Origin of the sequence: Paenibacillus sp. CR_12 (assembly GCF_041953985.1) — a bacterium.
In the GTDB taxonomy this organism is placed as follows: Bacteria; Bacillota; Bacilli; order Paenibacillales; family Paenibacillaceae; genus Paenibacillus_AQ; species Paenibacillus_AQ lautus_A.
This window is the reverse complement of sequence record NZ_JAVFHO010000010.1, coordinates 171,115-194,633: the sequence shown is the minus strand read 5'-3', so window position 1 is coordinate 194,633 and position 23,519 is coordinate 171,115. Positions and strand designations below refer to the sequence as shown.

General features: G+C 52.3%; 13 protein-coding genes and 1 riboswitch. All 13 genes read right to left on the bottom strand.

Going from position 1 to position 23,519, the window contains the following annotated elements; genetic code table 11:
• Positions 1-605 precede the first annotated feature (605 nt).
• The 13 genes from RB297_RS27565 to RB297_RS27505 all read right to left on the bottom strand — a co-directional run bounded on the left by RB297_RS27565 (position 606) and on the right by RB297_RS27505 (position 23,447).
• Positions 606-1,976, bottom strand: coding sequence for an NCS2 family permease (locus RB297_RS27565; RefSeq protein ID WP_192569711.1), 1,371 nt, complete (start codon positions 1,974-1,976; stop codon positions 606-608).
• Positions 1,977-2,188: 212 nt separating this feature from the next.
• Positions 2,189-2,287, bottom strand: a riboswitch (purine riboswitch).
• Between the two features lie 282 nt (positions 2,288-2,569).
• Positions 2,570-3,508 carry an NADP-dependent oxidoreductase gene (locus RB297_RS27560; RefSeq protein ID WP_375121897.1) on the bottom strand — a complete coding sequence of 313 codons (939 nt, stop codon included), beginning with the start codon at positions 3,506-3,508 and terminating at the stop codon, positions 2,570-2,572.
• Positions 3,509-3,731: 223 nt separating this feature from the next.
• Positions 3,732-5,270, bottom strand: a complete 1,539-nt coding sequence (guaA, locus tag RB297_RS27555; protein WP_096776979.1) for a glutamine-hydrolyzing GMP synthase — start codon at positions 5,268-5,270, stop codon at positions 3,732-3,734.
• Positions 5,271-5,348: 78 nt separating this feature from the next.
• A complete protein-coding gene (locus tag RB297_RS27550; protein ID WP_375121896.1) occupies positions 5,349-7,673 on the bottom strand; it encodes a transglutaminase-like domain-containing protein in 2,325 nt (774 codons plus the stop codon).
• The gene (locus tag RB297_RS27545) at positions 7,645-8,943 is read right to left on the bottom strand and encodes a DUF58 domain-containing protein (RefSeq protein ID WP_375121895.1); all 1,299 of its coding nucleotides are present in this window, start codon (positions 8,941-8,943) and stop codon (positions 7,645-7,647) included. The genes RB297_RS27550 and RB297_RS27545 overlap by 29 nt, the downstream gene beginning before the upstream one ends.
• Entirely contained in the window at positions 8,940-9,947 is a 1,008-nt protein-coding gene (locus RB297_RS27540) for an AAA family ATPase (RefSeq protein WP_096776982.1), read from the bottom strand. Before RB297_RS27540 ends, RB297_RS27545 begins: the two co-directional genes overlap by 4 nt.
• A 275-nt stretch (positions 9,948-10,222) precedes the next feature.
• Positions 10,223-14,641, bottom strand: coding sequence for an endo-1,4-beta-xylanase (locus RB297_RS27535; RefSeq protein ID WP_375121894.1), 4,419 nt, complete (start codon positions 14,639-14,641; stop codon positions 10,223-10,225).
• 57 nt (positions 14,642-14,698) lie between these two features.
• Positions 14,699-15,658, bottom strand: a complete 960-nt coding sequence (locus tag RB297_RS27530) for a carbohydrate ABC transporter permease (protein ID WP_213580226.1) — start codon at positions 15,656-15,658, stop codon at positions 14,699-14,701.
• The gene (locus tag RB297_RS27525) at positions 15,658-16,617 is read right to left on the bottom strand and encodes an ABC transporter permease (protein WP_375121893.1); all 960 of its coding nucleotides are present in this window, start codon (positions 16,615-16,617) and stop codon (positions 15,658-15,660) included. The genes RB297_RS27530 and RB297_RS27525 overlap by 1 nt, the downstream gene beginning before the upstream one ends.
• A gap of 86 nt (positions 16,618-16,703) precedes the next feature.
• Positions 16,704-18,407, bottom strand: a complete 1,704-nt coding sequence (locus RB297_RS27520; RefSeq protein ID WP_192569717.1) for an extracellular solute-binding protein — start codon at positions 18,405-18,407, stop codon at positions 16,704-16,706.
• 126 nt (positions 18,408-18,533) lie between these two features.
• Entirely contained in the window at positions 18,534-20,066 is a 1,533-nt protein-coding gene (locus RB297_RS27515; protein ID WP_375121892.1) for a response regulator transcription factor, read from the bottom strand.
• Entirely contained in the window at positions 20,038-21,882 is a 1,845-nt protein-coding gene (locus RB297_RS27510) for a sensor histidine kinase (RefSeq protein ID WP_375121891.1), read from the bottom strand. Before RB297_RS27510 ends, RB297_RS27515 begins: the two co-directional genes overlap by 29 nt.
• A gap of 17 nt (positions 21,883-21,899) precedes the next feature.
• Complete coding sequence (locus RB297_RS27505; RefSeq protein WP_375121890.1) at positions 21,900-23,447, bottom strand: helix-turn-helix domain-containing protein; 1,548 nt, start codon at positions 23,445-23,447, stop codon at positions 21,900-21,902.
• Between the last annotated feature and the right edge of the window lie 72 nt (positions 23,448-23,519).

Here is a 23,519-nt window from a genome sequence, read left to right as displayed (position 1 = left end):
TTGTCACCAACAGTTTATCTCTTTAGCAACTCTTATATCTTATCACATCCGCTCGATCATTGCAAGCTTTTTTTGAATTTATTTTTCAAATTCATTTTAGCTTGTTGATCCAAGCATTTGTTCCAGGCCGTATTTCTTGGCCGGAAATATAATATACCATGCGTCGATTCGGAACGCAAGTGTTTTTTGAAAAATTATTCATAGAGAATTCTACTATAATGCAGTTTAGTATAACCTGTGTTTACTGAGCCCCTTATATATTAAACGTAAGGTTTCATAATTAAAGGCACTTATGGCATGGCGAGAAGTCATCATTTCGTATTACGGTCTGATGATCTCGCCGCGTACCTCTCACATTCCAATACCAGCCGGTGCTTAGAGGTTATTAAAGAAAGCATTGCTTCAAAGGTTTATTCCGCAGCAAAACCTGCGGTTAATCCTATTTCTTCTTATATATAAAATACTTACTTAGTTCAACAGATTCTATAAGACTACCGAATCGTTTGTCACTCAACCGCTGTTGCGGCCCTAAGAAAAAAGCGAAAGCTCGGGACTGACTCCCAGAGCTTTCGCTTTATTTGTATATCATTTAGATTCGAATTTAACTATTCTGCACCGAGGAACGCGTATCGGATCAAGATGATCACAAACAAGATCCACATCAGCCAATGCACCTTGGTATCCGTGCGGCCAGTCAATTTGCCGAATACCGCAAGAATCACATATGCAATGATACCAGCGGAGATCCCGTTCGCGATACCGCCTGTGAATGGCATCAGGATGATCGTCAAGAATGCCGGGAAAGCTTGCATGAAATCGTCCCACTCGATATCGCGTACCTGGCTCATCATCAGGACGCCGACGATGACAAGTGCGGGTGCCGTAGCGGCCGAAGGAACAACCAGTGCAATCGGAGCCAGGAACAATGCCAGAATGAAGAGTACTCCTGTGGTAACCGCAGTCAAGCCTGTACGTCCGCCTTCAGCAACACCGGAAGTACTTTCTACGAAGGCCGTGATCGTACTAGTTCCGAGGAATGCGCCTGCGCTTACGCCGCCCGCATCCACGAGCATCGCTTTGCCGAGCTTTTTCTCGCCTTCTTCTTTGTTCTTCAGAAGTCCGGCACGACCGGCCGTACCAACCAGCGTTCCGAACGTATCGAACAGCTCGACGAATGTGAAGATGAAAATAACTTCGATAAGACCAATCCCGAGCGCACCCTTCAAGTCCATCTGACCGACAGCCAGATTATCGAACGAAGGAATCCAGCTCGCGGTGCTCAGACCCGACAGATCGGTAACGCCCATCGGAATACCGATCAGCGTCGTCAGCACGATACCGATAAGCAGTGCGCCTTTCAGCTTCAGGACCATCAGGATGGCAATCAGGAACAGCCCGATGATCGCAAGCAGCGTATCCTTGTTTTCAACGAAATTTCCAAGACCAAGATTGAAGGCACCGCCTGGTACCGGATGAGAGATATCCGTTCCCGGGTTGATGGAAGCCGTAACGATATTGCCCAGCTTCAGGCCAACGATCGTGATGAACAATCCGATACCAACGGTAATGGCGATCTTCAAGTTGTTCGGAACCGCCGTCAACAGCATTTGGCGGACTTTGGTTACCGTAAGAATGATGAAGACGATACCGGAGATGAATACGGCACCGAGCGCCGCCTGCCAAGTAATCGCACCGTTCGAGCTTAATACAACTGTCATGAAATACGCATTCAAACCCATGCCTGGTGCCAGCGCAACCGGAATGTTAACGAAAAAGCCCATGGCCATTGTCACGAGACCGGCACCAACAGCGGTAGCGAAGAATACGCCTTCCTGTGGAATGCCCGCGCCGTCAGGACCCAGGAACAGATTGTTGACCAGCAGGATGTAAGCCATGGTCATAAAGGTCGTCAAGCCTGCGATAATCTCGGTTCTTACATTCGTTCCGTGTTCCTTTAGTTTAAAGAAACGCTCCATTGTAGAGATATCCCCCTTAAATTAATGACCGGCAACATACAAATAAACCCTAAGGATAGATCCCTAGGGCCGTCGCTTGAAAAAAGAGCCGCAAAACAATCTTTCGCATGCTGCCGGGCAGCATCCTTATCGAATAACCGGTCTGCTGCATTGGAGCGTTGTTGCTCCTGCTTGCAGGCCGATCTCGAATGCTGGACGAGTCCGCATCATTATATTGCCGCTCTTCTTTTCGTAGCGAGATCATTACGGTGACCTGTAGAGACTCCCGGGCCCATTCCCGGGATTATACGAAAAAGCTCGTTATTTGTAGTTGTCGTGTCGGTTTCTACACATATTCTAGGACGAGAAGCCCAACCTTGTCAACAACAAAAACGAATATTAAACTTGTCAATTTAAAGAAACGTTCGGGAATTACCTTTCCAAAAGCTTTCCGCTCTAGGACAACTGACCTACATACGACTAGAAACAACCCAAAAACCTGGGAAGATGCGCACATGATCATCGAAATCCGCCCGGTGAGGTGTTTTACATCCGATGGTGGCAGACGCGGGTCGAAACCGGACAGGCAGGATGAAATCGGATCGTCTATCTCCTTAGGAGAAACTTATGGCTATTTTACCGACAGCATGGTGGGTCTCACTTAATGCGTGGGCATCGTAGAGCCCTTTTCGCGAAAAAGGAAACGTAGCTCCCACGACGGCTCTTACCTTTTTTTGCTCTAACATATCGGCTATTTCCTGAAGCTGCTGGCCATTGGGATCCAGCCATATATTTTTGGCGGTCACGTCGTATTTTCTTACCAGTTCTTCATCAAAATCGCTGACAATCGATATGATTCGCCCGGTATGCTGTTTCAGTACTTTAAAGCTGTTCTTCTGCACGTCACCGCCCATCGTATCGAACACAACGTCCACATCCGATAATTCATCTTCAAATCGGGTCGTCCGATAATCGATCATCCGATCAGCACCGAGTGAGGCCAACAGTTCATGATTGCGTTCGCTGGCGGTCGTTATGACGTAAGCACCCGCTTGTTTGGCAAACTGGATAGCGAACATGCCGACGCCGCCAGCGCCTGCATGAATCAATACCTTCTCTCCTTTGGTCAGTTCACCATGTGTAAACAGCGCCTGCCAAGCAGTGAGTCCCGCGAGCGGAACGGATGCCGCTTCCTCCCATGAGATAGCAGCAGGCTTGCGTGCCAACAGGTGGTCATCCACCAAAGTAAATTCGGCATATGTGCCAAAACGGGTCGTTTCCGGGCGGGCAAACACTTCGTCCCCCACTTTCCAATCCGTTACCTCGCTCCCGATTTCCGAAATGGTCCCGGCAACATCCCATCCTAAAATAATGGGAAACTCCCAATCCACCATTTGTTTTAAATAGCCTTCTCGAAGCTTCCAGTCAATTGGATTGATCGAGGTGGCGGCCACTTTGACTAAGACCTGATGCGCTTGCGGTGCAGGAGTAGGTACTTCTCTTTCCTGAAGCTCTTCCTTGCCACCATAACGGTCAATGACGATAGCTTTCATTCTTTTCCTCCTCACAGGTTCGGTCTTGGTTCGACTTCCCTAAAGCTCGCTCACCCATTGCACCTTAACGTATTATTTATCTTATTGGACAAAAGATGCATGCAATAAACCAGGGCCTCAATCCATTGTTTAAAGAGGAAAGCTCGTTGACCAACACAAAAAAACCTTCAATCCCACGGATGTGGATTTGAAGGTTTTTATGTTTAGTGCAGCAGTATAAAAATTACTCCCACTCGATCGTTGCTGGCGGCTTGGAAGTCACATCGTACACGATGCGGTTGACGTTCTCGACTTCGTTCACGATGCGGACGGAGATTTTCTCCAGCACATCCCATGGGATGCGCGCCCAGTCCGCTGTCATGCCGTCGATGGAGGTTACGGCGCGGATGCCTACGGTGTAGGAATACGTGCGTGCATCACCCATAACGCCGACGCTCTTCATGTTCGGAAGCGCCGTGAAATACTGCCAGATTTCGCGATCCAGACCAGCCTTTGCGATTTCCTCGCGCAGGATGTAGTCGGAGTCGCGGACGATTTGCAGCTTGTCCTCCGTTACTTCGCCCAGTACGCGAATCGCAAGACCCGGGCCAGGGAAAGGCTGACGATGAACGATCTCGTCCGGCAAGCCAAGCTCTTCGCCGACTTTGCGAACTTCGTCCTTAAAGAGGGCTTTGAGCGGCTCGATGAGCTCGAATTTCATGTCTTCAGGCAGCCCGCCGACATTGTGGTGGGACTTGATCGTATGTGCCGTGTCCGTTCCGCTCTCCACGATGTCGGTATACAGCGTGCCTTGAGCCAGGAATGCGAAATCATCGAACTTGCTGGATTCCTCATCGAATACGTAGATGAACTCGTTGCCGATGATTTTACGTTTTTTCTCCGGATCGTCCACGCCCTTCAGCTTGGACATGAAACGCTCCTGAGCGTCAATCTTGACAACCTTCATGTCGAACTTGCCGACAAAGGTCTCCATTACGCTCTCGGCCTCGCCCTTGCGCAGCAGTCCATGATCGATGAACATGCATGTCAGCTGATCGCCGATGGCTCTGTGAATCAGCATGGCCACAACGGAGGAATCAACGCCGCCGCTCAGCGCGCATAGCACTTTTTGCTCGCCGACCACTTCACGGATTTCGCGAACCTGATCCTCGATGAAAGTCTCCATGCTCCAGTTGCCTTCGCAGCCGCACACTTCGTACAGGAAATTCTTAATCATTTCGTTACCATGGACGGAGTGGCGAACCTCCGGATGGAATTGCACGGCGTACAGCTTCTTGTCTTCGTTACTCATCGCGGCGATCGGAGCGGACTCCGTTCCTGCATCCAGCTTGAAGCCGGAAGGCAGCGATACCACGTGATCGCCATGACTCATCCATACGGTTTGTTTTTGCTCAATCCCTTTGACAAGCGTCGAGTTCGGAGCGAACTCCAATTCGGCTTTACCGTATTCGCGCTTCGAAGCACGCTCTACTTTTCCGTCCAGCTGCTGAGCCATCAGCTGCATGCCGTAGCAAATGCCGAAGATAGGCAGTCCCAGATCGTAAATGGCAGGATCCACATGCGGTGCATTCTCGGAATACACGCTGGAAGGACCTCCTGAGAAAACAATGCCGCGCGGGGAGAGATCTTTAATCTTCTCGACGGGCGTATTGTATGGCAGAAGCTCACTATAAACGCCAAGATCGCGAATGCGTCGTGCTATAAGTTGGTTGTACTGTCCACCGAAGTCCAAAACGACGATGATTTCATTAGGCTTATTCATTACCGGGCCTCCCTTGATTAATGAAATTAATTATACGCAACCCCAATTCATACCGTCAAGAAAGAGGGCCCTTTGTTTTCATGCCAGTTTTTTGACAATTCGAATGCATTGGCGCAAAAAGAGTACTTTTTCCGTACGGGACCACGGTTCATCCTGGTACGCCGCCCGCTCCCAGCGCGACGCGAATGCCTCCAGCTCCGCCCTGAATTCGGCATCGGCAATCGACAGGGCGCTGACGTATTGACGCATGGTCTGCCCTCTTTCCAGATCCCCATACCTGCGCTGCAGCTTGTCCCAGACCCATACCGCCGCCGATACGAGTCCCTCCCGCCCGCTGACCGCTATCGTCCGGGCCATCCTCATGAAGGCCCAACTTTGGCGTACGGCCGGAATTCGGCAAATGACGGCCACAATAAGAGGGAGGATCAACAAAAGCGCGACCCCAAACATCACGGGACCGATGGCGGATATCACAAGGAGCACTTTTACGGCAGCGTAGATCATGGTACTCCACAAGGTATGCCATGACATCATTCCGGCGGAGCCGGAATCGCCGGCAGCCGGAGGCAAGGACCTCCCCTCGACCCCAAAGCCCGGAGTCGGATCAAACAGGACCCACCCCTGTCCCGGGAAAAACACTTCCACCCACGCATGCGCATTCTTTTGGGCGACCTCGTAACGATCCATCGTGCCTGCCACCCGATCGCCAGGCGCGAATCCCGTCACATAGCGTGCGGGGATGCCCTCGGATCGGAGTAAGACGGTCATCGCCGTAGCAAAATGAACGCAGTACCCTTCCTTCGCATCGAACAAAAAATGATCCGTAAAATCCCGGCCCTTCGGTGGCACGGAGGTTTGCAGCGTATACGTATAGTTCTGCTCCAAATAGGATTCGATAGCTTGCGCCGTTTCATACCTGCCCGCAGCGTCCGATGTAATCTTCCGCGCTAAATCCTTCACCCTGGAGGGCAGCTCCTCGGGAAGCTCCAGATACATTTCTTCCATATATTCGGGATCGTCCCCGTTCGCACTGCGGAGCGCTTGCTCCTCCGGCTGCGCGTATAAAGTCTCCACGGTATAACCGGACACCGTCCTCTCGCCTTGCAAGGAAATCGTTTCGGACAGCCTGTCGACGGCCAACCTTGGCGCACCTCGCTCTTTGGAAGAATGCATCTCCTTCACGCGGGTAATAATACCTCCCGACAGCAAAGATGGGACGGGGGTCTCCCGTACAAAAGTCAGCGACTGCACGATCGTCTCTCCAGAAGGACGCTCCCAATACGGCAGGAAACCGCTCAGGTCCTCCAATTGCTTGACTGGCTTGCGTATGGAAGGATCTGCATCCCATTTCCGGCCGTCATATCGATTATACGTGTCTCCGCGCCAATACGTCGGTACAGGCGATTGCGCCGTAAAATACAATGCATCGCTGAGCGTCAGAGGGCCTCCCAAATCTTCTCCTTGGGAAGCATATCCCGCAACCTGGGAGGCAGGAATCGACGGTTCCGTATTTCCGCGGAGCCGATCCCCCCATCCCGCCAGTCGTTCCGCCATTTCCGCCACACTCAATCCCATGCCTGGCGAAGGCTCGCCCAAGCCCCCTCCTACTCGGGTAATCCCCGCGATCAGAACGGAGGCCAGCAGCACAAACAGGCTCCAGCGCAGCACTGGCAGCCCGGACAAGCGGCCGGTTCGCATTGGTTCGGGGAGGACCATTTCCGAAGAGGTTCCCTCCACGGTTTCCTGCTTCAGCTTAAGGATCAGCATCATGCCCTGGGCCAGCAACATGTACAGCACCGCGCGCAGCATATCCCCATAGACGCTTTCTTCCATGGCAGACTCCAGCACCGCCAAATAAACCAGCGTCGAACCGCCAAACAGCCAAACGGTCCGGCGATACAGAGCCAGCATATGCACTGCGGATACCATGATGCCCCAGCCGACAAGCAGGATGATCGTCCTCGTTTCCTGGCTTAAGATCGTAAACTCCCACGCATTTCTGAAAGCCGAAGCGTCGCCTGGAAGTATCAGCGAAGCGTAATCGGACAGCCATGCGAGCGGATCGCTATATTCAAACAACCGGGAACAAAGCCAGACCACCAGCCCGGCATTCAGCGGCAGCCACACCCAGCCTCGCCATGTAAACAACCCTTGAAGCAGCAGAAACAAAGCCCATAGGAATAAGGTTTCCAGCACAAACCGGCCGCCTGTTTCACCCGCATTCCGAAGGGGCAAGAGCCACTCTGACAGAAGTCCCGTCACCGGCAGCATAATTAATATGCGATGAAGCAGCGTTCCGTGCGACAATCTGGAAACGAATACCGAAGGCACACTCCGTGATCCGAATGACCCGGTTTCCCGATTGCCGCCAGCCCTAACGGGCGAGCTGTCCGGTCCTGTCATGGACGGCACCTCCGATCTTGATAGGGTGCTCTGCCTCTACTGCTGGTTTTTCATGTACATACACCAGCTTCCCGCCTTTGCCGAAAAATTCGTGCGCCCACGGCGGATGCGCCTGATTCTCCGATGGGGCCGCCGCTGTGCTTTCAGCCAATTTCAACCGGCTTACGCTTTGAATGCAATAAATGGTCACCTTTCTGCAGCCTGCATTCAGGAGACTTATGCCGGTGACAGCGGTACCCTGATGGAAGTACCCGGTGATGATAGCCCAATCCGTATTCTTTTGCGAGGGATTGAAGGATTGCTGGAATCTTCGGTTCCGCATCGGATCATTCCCGGTTAGCTGAACAGAGGCCAGAGGCACCAACGAATCCGGCTGCCCCTTGGACCCGCCTTTGCGTTCAATCGATGAACCCTCTAAATCCGTCCCATCCATGCATAATTGATAGGGGATTCTATAGCGTATAAGCCGGGATACCATACCCGCTGCAGCCGATACCGCTTCTTCAAATACTTCCTGCGGTTTCCGGGCTTCATGACCCTCATACCCTTGGAGCGATGTATCCAGCACAACGCCCTGCCTTGCTCCAAAGCCCTCATGAGGCATAAAAGATTGCAAGCGGCCAAGCTTCGCGGAATTCTTCCAATGAATCCGATTCATGGGATCCCCTGGAACATAATCGCGCACGCCCGATCCTCTCATTACATTCCAAACGTTGAAGCGTACGCGTTCATCTTCCGTATCCATATCGCTTCCATGCATGGGCATCTGGGCCACAGGCCACTCCGCGGGCTTTGGCAGCACGATCAGGCCGCCCGAATCGCTGAGCAGACTTCGGTTTGTCCTGAACCAGCCGAACAGATCGCCCCATTCCATCTCGCTATAGATCGAAGACCAGACTCCGCGGGGAACCTGGTTCAGTCGGTAGGTATACTCAAGTCGTCGCCGCATGCCCGGGAACAGCAGTTTGCGATATGTCCTGCTGCCGATGCGGTCGGTGATGATAAGCCATGGCAGGGGAAGAATGCAACGATAGGCAACATGAACCGTCATCTGGACGGAGTCTCCAGCCTGTATGCACAAAGGGGAGCTTGTGTGCGAGATGGTGATTCGGGTCGGACCGAGCAAGCTCGTCATAGCCCCTCCAAGCAATAGAATCGTGGATGCCCACCAAACAAGCCGCAGCGATTCCCCGCCTAACCAAAGAGAGAGCCCCAAAGACACCGACCAGATGGCTATGCCTCTCAACCATTCCAGCAGACGCCGTCTCATGAGGTGCTTCCCTTCCGGCTGCGCTGGCGCGGCAGATCAAACCTCGTAAGGATGGATTCTACCATTTCATAAGGAGTCACACCGGCTGCGCGTGCATCATGACCGAGGTGAATCCGGTGGGTCAGCACCGGTACGGCAACGCGCAGGCAGTCATCCGGGATGACATACATTCGTCCTGTCAAAAATGCTGCTGCCTGCGAAGCACGGAGCCAAGCTAATGTCCCTCTCGGACTGATGCCCAGGGATACGCCCTGCTGCCTGCGGGAAGCATCGGCCACACTGACCATGTAGCGTTTGATGGTGTCATCCACGAAGACGCGGGACACGCTCTGCTGCATCCGGATGAGCTCGGAGCCCATCATGATCGGCTTCAGATCCTCCAGTCTGGAACTGCCCATTCCCCGCTCCAGCAGCTCCAATTCGCCTTCCATGTTGGGATAGCCCAGCGATAATCTCATCAAAAATCGATCCAGCTGCGCCTCCGGCAGGCGGCTTGTGCCTTCATATTCGTACGGATTTTGCGTTGCCAGCAGGAAGAACGGGGCAGGCAGCGGATACGTATGACCGTCCACGGTGACGCGCCCCTCTTCCATCGCCTCCAGCAGCGCGGATTGCGCCCGCGGCGATGCCCGGTTAATCTCATCGGCCAACACGATATTGGACATCACCGGTCCGGGCCTAAATACAAATTCTCCCGTGTGCGGATAATAGACCGATGCGCCCGTAATGTCCCCTGGCATCAGGTCATAAGTGAACTGAATGCGGCTGAAATCGCAGCCGATTAACGCAGCCACCGACTTCACCAGCATGGTCTTCCCGACTCCCGGCACGTCCTCCAGCAGCACATGGCCCCCGGCCAGCAAGGCAATCATCGTTAACGAAATTTGCTCCTCATGTCCGACGATAACGCTGCCGATCCGTTTGGTAACCCTCCCCAGAAGATCTGGCGCCCACTCCGGATGATCGGCTTCTTCAGCATGAACGGATGAACGATACAAGTACATCAACCTCCAACCTATATTCATAGATTATTTAATAGCGCTAGCTTAGAATCTTGAATCTATGAATAGGTTTTCCAAGAAAGCTCGAAGATAGACGTCTTTTGCTAGAAAAGGATTCGCTTGTCCCGCATGATTCATAGCTCGCCGCCCGCCTGGCCTGGAGGATCTGCACGAAAAAGGCCAGCCCGTTGCAACGGGTGGCCTCCATCTCATTCATACGTACATGCTGCTTTTCATCGTTCACGTCCGATCATCGCATTAACGATTCACGGCCTTAATCAGTTCCCAATCCAAATCCGGTCCAGAATCACGGCTGCCTGGGCACGCGTAAAGTAAGCCTTCGGCGCGATTTTGCCGTTCATGCCGTTCACGATGCCCGACCCTGCAAGCAGAGCTGCACTCGATTTGGCATATTCGGCAACCTCATCCCCATCGGCAAAAGCATCCAGCGCCCCTTCGCCCTCCAGCTTCCTGCCTGCCGCCTCCAGGGCACGCTGCGTGATCAGCATCATGTCCTGGCGTGTCATCGGCGTGTCCGGCGAGAAACGATTTCCGCCGACGCCTTGAACGAGCCCAAGCTCTAAGGCGATTTGCACGTGTTTGTAATAATAGGCCGATGACGTAACATCTCCGAATGCTGCCCGGCCTTCGCCCGAGCCTTCCAGTTCCAGCACGCGTACGAGCATAACAAGGAATTCGGCCCGGGTGATTTCGTTCTGCGGATCGAACATCGTTTCGCTTACCCCTTGGAAAAATCCGCGGGATGCCATCGTTTCGATCGCATCGATCGCCCACGGCACATACTTCAGGTCATGAAACGTCTTGAATGCGGAAGCGACTGCAAACGTGCCGCCATGCGGCAGCGCTGCGCGAACGATCCCCTGTTTCGCATCATAACGGCTGTTAGGAAGAGGCCCGCCTTGCCCGTTGGCATCGATCTCCCTGACAAAGATATGGTCCGGTTGTGCCAGCTCTTCCTTGGTTGGTGTGTAAGGCACCGACCAGATCAGGCGAGCTTTGCCCGATTTCCACGACAGGGCCCGGTCGCCGGCAAGAGCCTCTACCCGGAACACCGGACGATCATCGATCTCCTCGCGAAGGGCTGCAGCCAGATTGCTGCCCGAAGCTTTCGCCAGACGCAGCGTGACGGTTTCCGTATCCTTTACTCCGGCTCCCCGAACCCATGCGTTTGGCAGTTCCAGTGCGCCGAACTCCGTTTGGAGGATCAACACAACCTCCGAGTTCCCCAGCAGCCACTTGCCCGGCAATCGAATTTCGTAGGACTGGGCCTCTGTTTGAGCCGGGATAGCCACGATTGCTCGCTTCGGTCCTTCCACGCCGGCTGCCGCCCTGTCCAATGCCTGCTGAAGGACTTGGCTCGAGACTACAGCGAGAATCCGCCCGTCATTGTTCCGGATTTCGAGTGAAGGCGTGTTCGGAGCTGGACTTGTACTACTTCCGCCACCGCCCGCGTTTGCACCGCTTCCTCCGTCACCGCCGCCGTTATGTTCTCCGCCGTTTCCGTCCCCTCCGCCAGGAGCGGAGCTCTTCGTGAATTCCAGCACGCCGAACCCGGACGTGTTCTGATAGGACTGGCCCGTCGGATCCGACCAGATGGCCACGCTGTCTCTTGTGCCCTGGCCGTCTTCATCGTTGTTCACCTGCAAATCGAATCCGATGACCGTCCCTTTCTCAGGCTTGATCTTATCCAGGCGGATCGCTGCTTCAACGACATATCCCCCATCGGTCACCTTCGCTGCCGAAGTGAAGTTATCCTCGCCCGCATAACCGCCAAAGGAACGCAGATTGTTGAAGTTCGTCCGGTACTGTCCATCATCTTCTTGGTAAGCATCCGTCTTTCCATTATTCTGATCCACAAAAATCTCTACCGAATCCTGCTCCCATACGTTGGGACTCGCATCCGACAACAAGCTGTCGCTAACCATGGCGTAAACATACAGGTAATTCTCATCCCATAGCGTCCGGAATGTTGCGGTTGCGCCGCTGTTACCCTCGACCCACACGTCGGTTGCCAGTTCCGCGGCGTCCTTCCAGACGCCGTCCAGCTCGCCGTCCACCTTCGGGGTGCCGTAGCGGGCCTGGGCCGATTTCGGCGCAGCAGCGAGTGTAAGTATGCCGAGTCCGTCTTGATCGCTCTCCTGGGCATGCCTTGGATCGCTCCAGGACACCACCGCTCCGTTCTTGCCATGCTCGGAACCGTCATCCGAACCGGAATCCGTTACCCTGACATCGAAATAAATGTCGCTGCCCAATGCCCCTGTTCCGCGTAGCTGGAGAAGAGCCTCCCCCGCGTAACCTCCCGCGGTCTCTGCCGTGTTGGCGGCTCCGCGCTGAATCCGGGCTTCTTGCAGGGTGCCGTTCACCACTGCGAAGATATCAACCTGATCCCCCGGGGATATCGATCCGTCTTTCACGTCAACCCTGACATAGATATGGTCCTGGTCCCATAGCGTCTTAAATTCGGCAGACAACGATCCCAGCTTCTCCGTCTTAAGTGCCGGAACCAGATTCCAGGCAGCATCCGGTTGTCCGTCGATGACGGCCTTACCCTCCACAGCCGTTCCGGTTTTTCTCACAATCGTTAGTCTGGAGGGATCGACCATTCCCCAATAAGCTGGCTTGGCCTGATATTGCTTGTCAAAAGGAAACGGGGCATCCTGGCGGCCCGTCCCGGCGGGACGGTCATGCAGCCAGGTATGGTCGTCTGCAATCCCCCACAGGGTGACATTGCTGATCCAGCCACCCTCCACGCCTGCATCAACGCCCATTTGGTCCAGCCGCTTCAATTCTTCAAACAGCTCTTTGTACCGATAGCCTTGCTTGTCGAGCAATTCCTGAGGAACGGTCTGGAAGGCGTCGGTATTGTTCGTGTACACCGAAACGTCCAGCTCGGTAAGCTGATTATCAAATCCCGCCTCGCCAAACATCCGGATGGAATCCGAGATTTGCTGGATGGAGGGCCCGCTGATATTGATATGCGTTTGATGGCCCACGCCATCGATCGGAACGCCTTCCGCCTTCAGCTGTTCTACGAGATTCAGCAAATAATCGCGTTTCTTCGGGTTGTGCGTGCTGTAATCGTTGATGTACAGCTTGGCCTCGGGTCCGGCTGCGTCTCGCGCCGCATGAAAAGCGGTCCGGATATAGTCGAGACCCGTTATCCGGTACCACTGGCTATCCCGCATGCCGTCCGGACGCCCTTCGTCAATGACCTCATTCACGACGTCCCAATCGCGGACATCTCCCTTGTAACGGCCGGCCACCTCATGGATATAAGCTTCCAGCCTCTGAAGGACGAGCGCTTTGTTCTCCGGCGTGGCTTCAAGATATTGGCCCTGATCATCCTTCAGCATCCATTCGGCGCCCTGCTGATGCCACAGCAGCGTATGGAACCGGAGGTTCATATCATGATCCCTGGCATAATCCCTGATCAGATCCGCGTTAGTAAAGTTATAGATTCCCTCTCTCGGATTGAGAGATTCCGGTTTCATCACGTTCTCGGCAACAAGCGAGTTGTAATGGTAATCCAGAAGCTCCTTGTGCACGCCGGACAGATGCTTGGGCTCCACGGCTGCCCCGATCTCGAAATACTCTCGATACACATCCTTCAGTGCGGGTATATCCGTCTGAATGGAGCCCGGCAGAGCGAGCTTAATGTCATCGACATAGAAATTGGAAAGATCCGAGGTTTCCACGTACAGCTTCAATGTTTCCATATCCGAGCTGAAGCCGAAGGTTCCTTTCAGTTCCACCCACTCCGTGCCGCTCGCGGAGGCTGAGGCGATGGTCGTATAGGACGTCTCTGCTGCGCCCGCCGCTTTATTCTCCATCGAAAGCGATAGTTTGACCGCAGCGGCAGGAGCCTGCTCAAGCCTGGCATAGGCTGAGATCGTATACGTTTTTTGGCTCATCATGATGTCTTTGACGTCCTGGCTGGGCCCGTTCCAGTTGTTCGTCCGATCATGGACCTTTAAACCGTAGCCGCCGCTATGGGCTGCTTCTGGCACAGCTTCTACGGTCTCCGAATCGCGAGGTCCCCAATCCATCGTCGTTCCGTCTTCAAAATCCCATACGATCGTATTCTCTCCCCCCGGCATCCCATTGCCCGGGTCCGGTGCCGGCTCAATCAGCCGGACTTTGAAGTCGTCCATATAATAAGCGGCGTCCGGACTGCTCGGACTCTGCAGATACACCTGCAGGGCTGATGCATTGGAATCGTATTTGTAACGGCCTTTTACCTCCACCCACCCGTCGGCGGTTACATCGACCGGGCTGCTGAAGTTCACGTATTCGGGCTCGGCCCCGGTTTGCTGCATGGCAAGCTGAAGCTTCTGAGACCCTTGGGTGCCCTCCTTCAGATGGACATAAGCGGAAATTTCATATGTCGCTCCCTTGTCCAGCCGATTCGTGGCGGATAGATTAAACCCCGGTCCGTTCCAGGTCGCCGTCCTTCCCTCCGTCAGCAAGCTTCCTGTTCCTTCATAAGCATAGGTAGCGGAAGTCACCGTCTCCGTCCCCCGTTTGAACCACCCCTCCGTCCCGCCATCGAAATGATGGTGAATCACAAGATCCTGATCGGCGGGCGTATGTGCCGCCGCACTCCAGCTGGGCGGAATGAGCAGCATGAACCCGATCAGCATCAGGCTGATCTTTCTAAAGATCGTTCTCTTAGACACGGAATGCTTGCCTCCTCATCGGTTGCATGTATGATCTGTCCACTAGCAAAATCCTGGTCATTCTTTGACGCTGCCTACGTTCAACCCAACGACAAAATATTTCTGCATGAACGGATAAACCAGCAGAATCGGAACCGATGCCACGACAGTTACGGCAGCGCGAATCGAAATCGGCGTTACCATGTTCACCGCAGAGTCCTTCGTCATCCCTGCGCCGGCAGCTACTGCCGGGTTGCTGTTCGCGTTCATACTGGATGACAGCAGCTTCATCAGCTCATACTGCAAAGTGCTCAGCTCTTGGCGGGAGGAGGTATAGATGAATGCATCGAACCAGGAGTTCCAAGCCCCCACGGCCACGAACAGCGCAATGGTTGCCAGCACCGGCTTACACAGCGGGAAGATGATCCGGATGAAGATTTTGAAATCTCCGGCTCCGTCGATTCTTGCCGATTCGACCAAGCTTTCCGGAATCGTTCCGATATACGTCCGGATAACGATCATATTGAATGCGCTGATCATCGACGGGATCACATATACCCAGAACGAATTCAGCAGGTGCAAGTCCTTCATCAAGAAATATCCAGGAATCAAGCCTGCGTTAAAGTACATCGTCAGAATAAAGATCAATGTAATCGGCTTGCGGAATACATATTCCCGACGGCTCAGCGTATACGCCAGCATCGTGGTCAAGACCAGATTCAGCAGCGTTGAAAGCACTGTTCTTGCCACGGAAATCCAGAACGCGTCATATATCGTTCCCGAAGCGAATACCGCCTTGTAGTTCTGCCAGGTAAATTCCCTCGGCCAGAGATAGATTCCGCCCCGGATCGTATCATTCCCCGCATTCAGGGAAACGACGATCGTGTTCAGAAACGGATATAATGTGACAACGACAAGACCAATCATAAACAAGGTATTGAACGTATTAAAAAGGATCGGCTCTACGCTTTTTTTTCTGACAGGTTTAGTCGCTGCGGCAGCAGTTGCTGGCCCAGGGCTGATTGTTTGATTTGCCATTATAGCAGCCTCTCTTCCCCTAGCCGTTTCGCGACTCCGTTTGCAATCAATAACAGCGTCACACTAACGACCGTTTTAAATATACCGGCAGCCGTTGCTAATGAGTAATTGCCTTGGGCAAGCCCGTACTTCAGCACGAAAATGTCAATCGTTTGCGACCAGTCGACAACAAGACCGTTGCCCAGCAAGTATTGAACCTCGAAGCCTGCTTCCAGAATGTGACCGACCTGCATGATCAACAGAATAATGATCGTTGGCTTAATGCCCGGCAAAGTGACATGGAACATTTTCCGATAGCGGCTTGCCCCGTCCATATCGGCAGCCTCATAAAGCGCCGGGTCGATGGATGCCATCGCAGCCAAATATATAATCGTATTCCAGCCGACTTCTTTCCAAACATGCGACGCTCCGACGATTCCCCAGAAGTATTTGCCTTCACTGAGCCATTGGATCGGCTCCTTGATGAGATGCAGCTTCATAAGGACATCATTGATGATTCCATCCGAAGCCAAGCTCGTCGCCACAATCCCGGTTACGATGATCCAGGATAGAAAGTGCGGAAGATAGGAGATCGTCTGTACGGTTCTTTTCCAAAATACTTTCCGGATTTCATTCAGTAACAATGCAAGGATAATTGCAGTCGTAAAGCCGAGAATCATATTGATAACACTCATTGCGAGCGTATTGCGAAGCACTTGCAGGAAACTATCGTCCTTAAAAAGAAATTCAAAATGTTTAAAGCCTACCCACTTCTGTTCACTAAAGTCTCTAGCCGGCTTGTAGTCCTGGAAAGCCATGGTCCATCCCCAAATAGGAACGTAGGCAAACAAGATGATGTATGCCATCAGAGGCACCGACATATAGATCAACTGTCTCTGTTCTTTGAGTACGGCCCAGGTGAATTTCTTGTTTGTCTTAGGCTTGCGGACGGCAGAGTCTTTGACTACGGTCTCTTCCATATGTTTGTTCTCCCCAAAACCCCATATTTCGTAAACAAGGAAGGCAAGAAGCCTTCCCGTTTCCGATTCATGTACCTTCCGCTGCTTTACTTAACAGACCAAGTGTCTCTTCTCCATTGCAGCACTTCATTAATCCGATCCTCATAAGCCTTGATGTTGAGCTTGCGGATATCAGTGACGTACTCATCCCAGACGCTGTCGAATTCTTCCGGTTTAGCAAGAATGGCTTTTGGTAAGTACTTCGTGGACAACTCATTTTGCTTCGTATTCACGATTTTCGCTTCAGATCCGTCTACCAGGTCGACAGACCATGCCGGGTAAGCAATCTCGTTCTCAGGAGCTGGACTGAAGAAGTCAACATAGCTGTTGAAACCGTATTGGGCAAGGAAGTTCTTGTCATACTCTCTCAAAGCGGCTACCATTTCTTCAGGCTGTGCAGCGCCGTCCGTAGCGTTGCCGTCCGAGAATAAACCTTCCATTTTTGGTGCTTGACCGTGGAAAGAATCGGCTTTATTCGCGAGCTTCCAGGTTGCATCGGTAAACAGATCGCGCTGCTCTTGCGTTTTCATGAAGCGGCCGTCCTTGACAATGTAATCTTCCCCTTCGATCCCCCAGGACAAGATTTTTTGCCAATCTTCTTGAATCAGCGTATCCAACAATTTGATAATTCTGATTGCCTGCTCTTCGGATGCGTTGACCGTGATCCCGAAACCGTTGTTGAGGTTCAGAGCCGGACGATCTTTGTAATGATCCTTGATACTTTCATCAAATACAAGCGGAAGACCGACATACGTTCTTTCATCTTTCTTCTGAGTAATCAGCGCGTCCTCTGCGCTTTGGAAGTTCCAGTGCTGGTCAAACATGCCAAGAACTGCACCGCTGGAGATTTTCGCCATATACTGGTCAAAGTTCTGGGTGAACGTTTCCTTATCGATGATACCCAGGGCATTCATTTCGTTCAGCTTTTTATAATAACGTTTGGCATAGTCCTTATCGGCAAAAATTTCCGCCTTGCCGTCTTTAACAACTACACCGCCGTCATTCGGATGACCGATCAAATGCTGAGGAGCATTGAACAGGCCCCAGTTTTTCCAGTCATAGTTCAGAATTTCAAAGCCGATCGTCGGGGTACCGTCGATGGTCGGATGCTTTTCCTTGTATTGTTTAATGATGTCAAAATATTGATCCAAGGTTTTAACCTCTGGATATCCTGCCTCTGCCAATACGTCCTTCTGAATCCAGAAGGCTGGGCCCGAATAATAAGACGAGGTAACATCAGCATTCGTTACACCGTAGTTTGGAAGATTGTAAATATGACCGTCATTCGGGTCTTTCATCATGTTCCAGTACTTCTCATAATGCTTCTTCAAGTTTGGCGCATGTTCTTCAATCAAATCCTCGAGCGGGATAAAGGCACCGGCAGCTGTCAGCTTTTGATTCGCTGTCATCATGTCCGGATAATCGCCGCCTGCAATCATAACGCCGAGCTTCTGGTCAATATCGCCTGCCAGGAACTCGAATTTGAAGGATGCTCCTGTCTTTTCCCTGATTAATTTATAAATCTTGTTGTCAGGTGTTGGTTGCTGGTCGGGCTGACCGATAAAAACACTCACCTCAAATGGTTCGATCTTATCCCCGTCCGTCCCGGGTGTTGTTTGTTCTGCGGAGTCCTTTGCTTCCGGCTGGGCCCCGCTATTCCCGTTTCCGCCCCCGCAGCCCGTAAGGCCGATGCAAAGCGACAACAGCAACACCGTGCTGAGCCGAAGCCATGATTTTGTCTTACCCCCCATAAAAGCACCTCCGTCATAATGTGGTTACATCGTTGGTCGATACGCCTCTTCATGTAACCTTCCTTTATTTTAAAAGCGCTTTCAAAGGCGGACTATACTATAATTAAAGCATTAACCTTAAAAACTTTAGAACATCCTCTTCTTGAACTCATTCGGTGCCATGCCCCATCTTTTTTCGAAATGCTTAAGGAATTGGTTGTAGTGGGTGTAGCCGACCCTTTCGGCGATTTCGCTGTTCTTCAGCTTGTTCTGCTTCAACAGCGCGGCCGCTTCCTCAATCCGCAAATTATGTATGTGTTCGTTGAAGCCAATCCCATTCTTACGCATCAGCAGCTGGCCGAGATAGACGGGATGCAGATAAAAAAGCTCTGCCAATCGCTTAATGGTCAGATTCTCCCGGTAGTGCTGCCGAATATAATCGTTAATCTCCTGGATTATGCCTTGCGAATGCCGGGCCTGCTCCTTGAGAAGAAGCTCGATGCACTCTTCCCCGAAGCGCAGCAGCTCTCCCATCAAATCGTTCAAATGGAAGGTTCCGTCCGTTAATCCAGCTGCATTGGATTTGGCTGCCAGGATTCGAGCTTCCGCGCCTTCCGCCTCCCTCACCAAATCCATGATTTTATACAAAACATGGATCACCATTTTCTTCACGATCCCCGGCGCGATACGCTGCTCCGCAAACCTGGACGCAGCCAATCCGGCAGCCTCGCGGTATCCCTTCTTGTCGAGGAGTTCCACGGACCTGATGACATCATCCATCAGGTTCGTGGGGTAACGATAATGAAACGGCCGATCCCGTACCTCTTCATATGAAATCATCCCTCCGTACGCCGGATCGTAAAATTGATGCTCGATGGCTTCCTTGGCGGTTTCGTAGCAGCGACGGATATGCACCAGAGACTGCTGGCCTTCTCCTACAGCCATAAACAGCCGCTGTCCTGCATAATGGCGGACCAGCTCGCGGATCGTGCCTGAGGGTACGCTCCCGTTGTCAGGGGAATAACCGTTCACCAAACCAAGCCGGTTCGATTCCAGATCGATGACATACTCCGAATTCGCGTGGGCTGACAAGCGGGCGACGGTTTCCTTGACGTCAGGAAACAAGGCAGACTCTGCTTGGATCAGACATACGTTCCACTCTTGATGGGCGGAGGATAAAACCTGAAGCCTCGACAGGCTGCTAGCCCTAAGCGGCATCTCCAAGAGCGTTTGCATGATCAGCGAAACATCCTCTTCCCTCTTAGCAATCGCACTCAGGCTTAATCTGCGATGCTCCTGCATCAGCTCAGCATGAATCTTGCCGAGCTCCTCCTCGGCTTCCTCTGCAATAATAGGCTTCAGCATGTAGTGATGGATACCGTGCCGCAATGCCTTCCTTGCATATTCAAATTCACTGTAGCCGCTCATGATGGCAAATTTCACACTGCTATCCCGGTGATGCTGCTGCCAGGTTTCAATCATATGAAGCCCGTCCATTAGCGGCATGTTTACATCGGTAATGACCAAATCCGGCGCAAGCCCATGAATCATCTTCAAGCCTTCCACTCCGTTGCCCGCGGTTCCGCAGACGCTAAACCCCAAGCGTTCCCAATCGATCCACAGCGCCAGCCCTTCCAGCGCACCCGGTTCGTCATCGATCAACAGCACTTTGAAAGGCATGGTTCTCCCCCTCTCCGCCTTCATGCTCCCGAGACTCCAACAGCCGGATCGGAATCTCGAATGAAACGGTTGTCCCTTGATTCGGGGTGCTGGCAATGTTGAAAATGACATGATCGTCGTAGTACAGCTCCAGCCGCCGATATACGTTTCGAATGCCGAAGCTGTTGCCCGAGAACTGCTCGTTGCGAACCGAGAGAATAATGTCCCGTAGCTTGCTTTGCTCAATGCCCTTACCGCTATCCGTAATGACGATGCGAAGATAATCACGGGCAACCGAAGCGCTTATGGTCACCAGACCCGCTCCATCCATCGCCTGCAAGCCATATTTGCATGCATTCTCAACGAGCGGCTGAATGCTCATTTTCGGAATTTTATAATGAAGCGCTTCCATATCGATGTTGAATTGATATTCGAATTTATCCCGAAAGCGGAATTTTTCGATTTTGAGATACATTTCGATAAATCTGATTTCCTCCTCCACGGAGACCAAATCCTCTCTCCAGCTCAGGAGTCTGCGAAGCAGCTTGGACAAGCTTTTGATAATATCCGTCACATCCGTGTATCGATTCTTCGTGCAGACCACCAATATCGCATTCAGGGTATTGAACAGGAAATGGGGATTCATCTGGCTCTGCAAAAAGTTCAATTCAGCCCGAACCCGCTCCATCTCCAGGCTTTTCTTCTGAATCTCCAGCTTGTACACATTGTTGATCAGGGAGTTCATCTTCGCTGTCATCTGATTGAAATTCCGGATGAGTCCGCCGATTTCGTCCCGGCCTTCGTCCAGTTCAATCAAGTCGAATTTCTCGTTGCTCACCTTCTGCATATGACGCGCCAAACGCTTCACCCGGTAATTGTAGGATCTCAGCATGACCGTAATAAAGACCGCCGCAACCAGCGTAACAACCGCTGCCAATACAACGGTAAACAGCTGCATATCCAGCATGGCGCTCGTAATCCGGCTCCCCCGGTTGATGCCGATCAGCTTCCACCCCTTCACGTACCTGGCCGTTCCGATCGAGAACACATGCCGATCCTCTTCGTCGTATTGCTCCAGGTCAAGCTTCGAATATGCGCTGTACTTCCCTCTTTCATAACCGCTGCTGGCCGACATAATAATCTCATTGTTCTCGTTCACCAAATACATATCCAGATAATCGCGTTCCCGTACAATGACGTCATAAATCTTGCTTAGATCGATATCGATTCGAAGCAGCTTCTCATAGGTGTCATAGGTATCGTAGTAATCCATCTTCTCAATCACGCTTAAGTACGGAACCGTCGATGCCGAGTTGTTCGCTTCTGCCGCCCTGTACGCCGCCACCAGCACCGGATGGGCCGAGCTGCTCCATAATGCATACCAGTCGCTCTCGAGCACATTATCGTTGATCACATGATAATTGCCGCCGGACACAATGGTGGAATTTTCGGTGAAGATGCTAATCCGCTGAATCTGGTTGTTAACCGGTATGTAGCTCGTTACCCGATTCCGGAGCTGCTCATCAAAGGTTTCGTAGAAGTCCAGCTGGGACTCATACTCGCGATCGAGCATTTCGTAAAGGGTCTTATCCGTACTCAGCGCATGACTTACAGCCACCCCGCCGTCGATGAAATTATGAATATCCTTCCTAGCCCGCTCCATCGAGATATCGAGGTTCTGCTCCTCTCTCTCCCGGATCAGCTCCGACATCCGATCCATAAAGATGAGGTTGACCACCAGAATAGGCAGCAGTACACCAATGACAAAAATAAGAAAAAATTTAGTTTTCAACGGAATATCGTTCACGAAATTCCCCAGCCTGGACATTCTCTTCATGAAGGCACCCTCCCGGTTTAGCGCTGCTTGCTTTCAACATGATTCTTGTAATTCGAGGGCAGAATCCCGGTTGTCAACTTAAACTTATGGATAAAATAGTCCGCGTTCGGGAACCCGACATGGAGCGCAATCTCGGAAACCTTCATTCCGCTCCGTTTCAGCAGCAGCTTGGCCTCCTCGATCCGCTTGTCATTCAGGTATTCCTTGAACGGCTTGCCAGCATGCTTCTTGAACAGCTGGCCCAAATAGGTGGCGTTCATATGGAAATGCCGTGCCAAATCCTGAAGCTGAAGCCTGCTCCGGTACTCCCGGTCGACATACTGAATCACTTGATAAATGGTGTTATGCTCGTTAAGCTTGCTTAACTCTTCCAGCTGCGAAGCGGCCTCAAACGCGAGCAACCGCATATAATTCTTCAACGGCGCTTTATGGCAAGCATCACTCAGATGACCAAGCTTCCTTTGCAGCCGGTTCATGAATAGATCCGGATCTCCATTCATTTCCGCGATTCTTCGACACAGCTTCAATTCCAGATCGGCCACATCGGCTTGAAAAGCCCTCAGGTGGAGGAGATGATCGGGCATGGCCGTAAAAATTCGCGCCAAGCATGACTCGATGGACGCATGCTCCCCCGCCATAATCATGGAAAGCAAGTCGTCCATCCATCCGAAGGGAAGTCCCCGGAGCCGCTCGGCTCCTCTCGGTTCTTGGCAACAAAACACGCCGCTTCGGCCTTGGCTTCGCTTATCGTCGCGCACCTCCGCGCTTTGCCTGTAAAGCTTTCCGATCGCCTGGATTCCCTCCCCTGTGCCGCTTAACGCCACGATAACCGGCCCTTCAAGCTCCCGGGCCAGAGCAGACTGCAACAGCAGCGCAGTCTCCATGACCTCATCCGGAGTCGAATGCTCGACATGCAGCACCACTCCGATGCTCCCGCTATTGTCCTGGAAGCATCCCAGTAAGCTCGGGGGCCCGTAATCGGTCATCCATTCGATCCAATCCACTCCCGTTTCAGTAATCCCTGTTTCAATCAATAGGCACTGCAGCAGCGGCTCGCCCTGGATTTGCATCGCATTGCTGGCTTGCTCGGCCAAATCAGGACTCAACTCTTCCCGAATGAGCCGGTTCAACAAATAATGGACGGCAAGGCCGGCTTTCTTCCGGTTGCTGCGTTCAGCGTCTCGTTCGTCCTGGATCTCATGGCTGAGCTTGGCAAGCACTGCCTCGATCTCCTCGTCATCAATCGGTTTCAGCAAATACTCGGCAACCCGTTGGCGCATGGCTTGATGCGCGTATCCAAAATCATCATATCCGCTCAAAATAACGAATTTCGGAGGAAGAGGCAGTATCCGTTTGCTGTGCTCAATCAATTCCAGGCCGTTCAGGACTGGCATATGGATATCCGTCATCACCAGCTCGGGCTTCAACTGTTCCATTAACTTTAGCGCTTCCGGAGCGCTCAGGGCTTCTCCGCATATTTGAAATCCAAACCGGTTCCAATCGATCATGGTTCGAAGTCCTTCCAGAACCCATGGTTCATCGTCCACCAGAAGTACATTGAACAATACCCTCGTCCTCCTTTACCAAGCGAATAATGTAAGCGCACTCATTTTTACTTATACTACCATACTAGTATA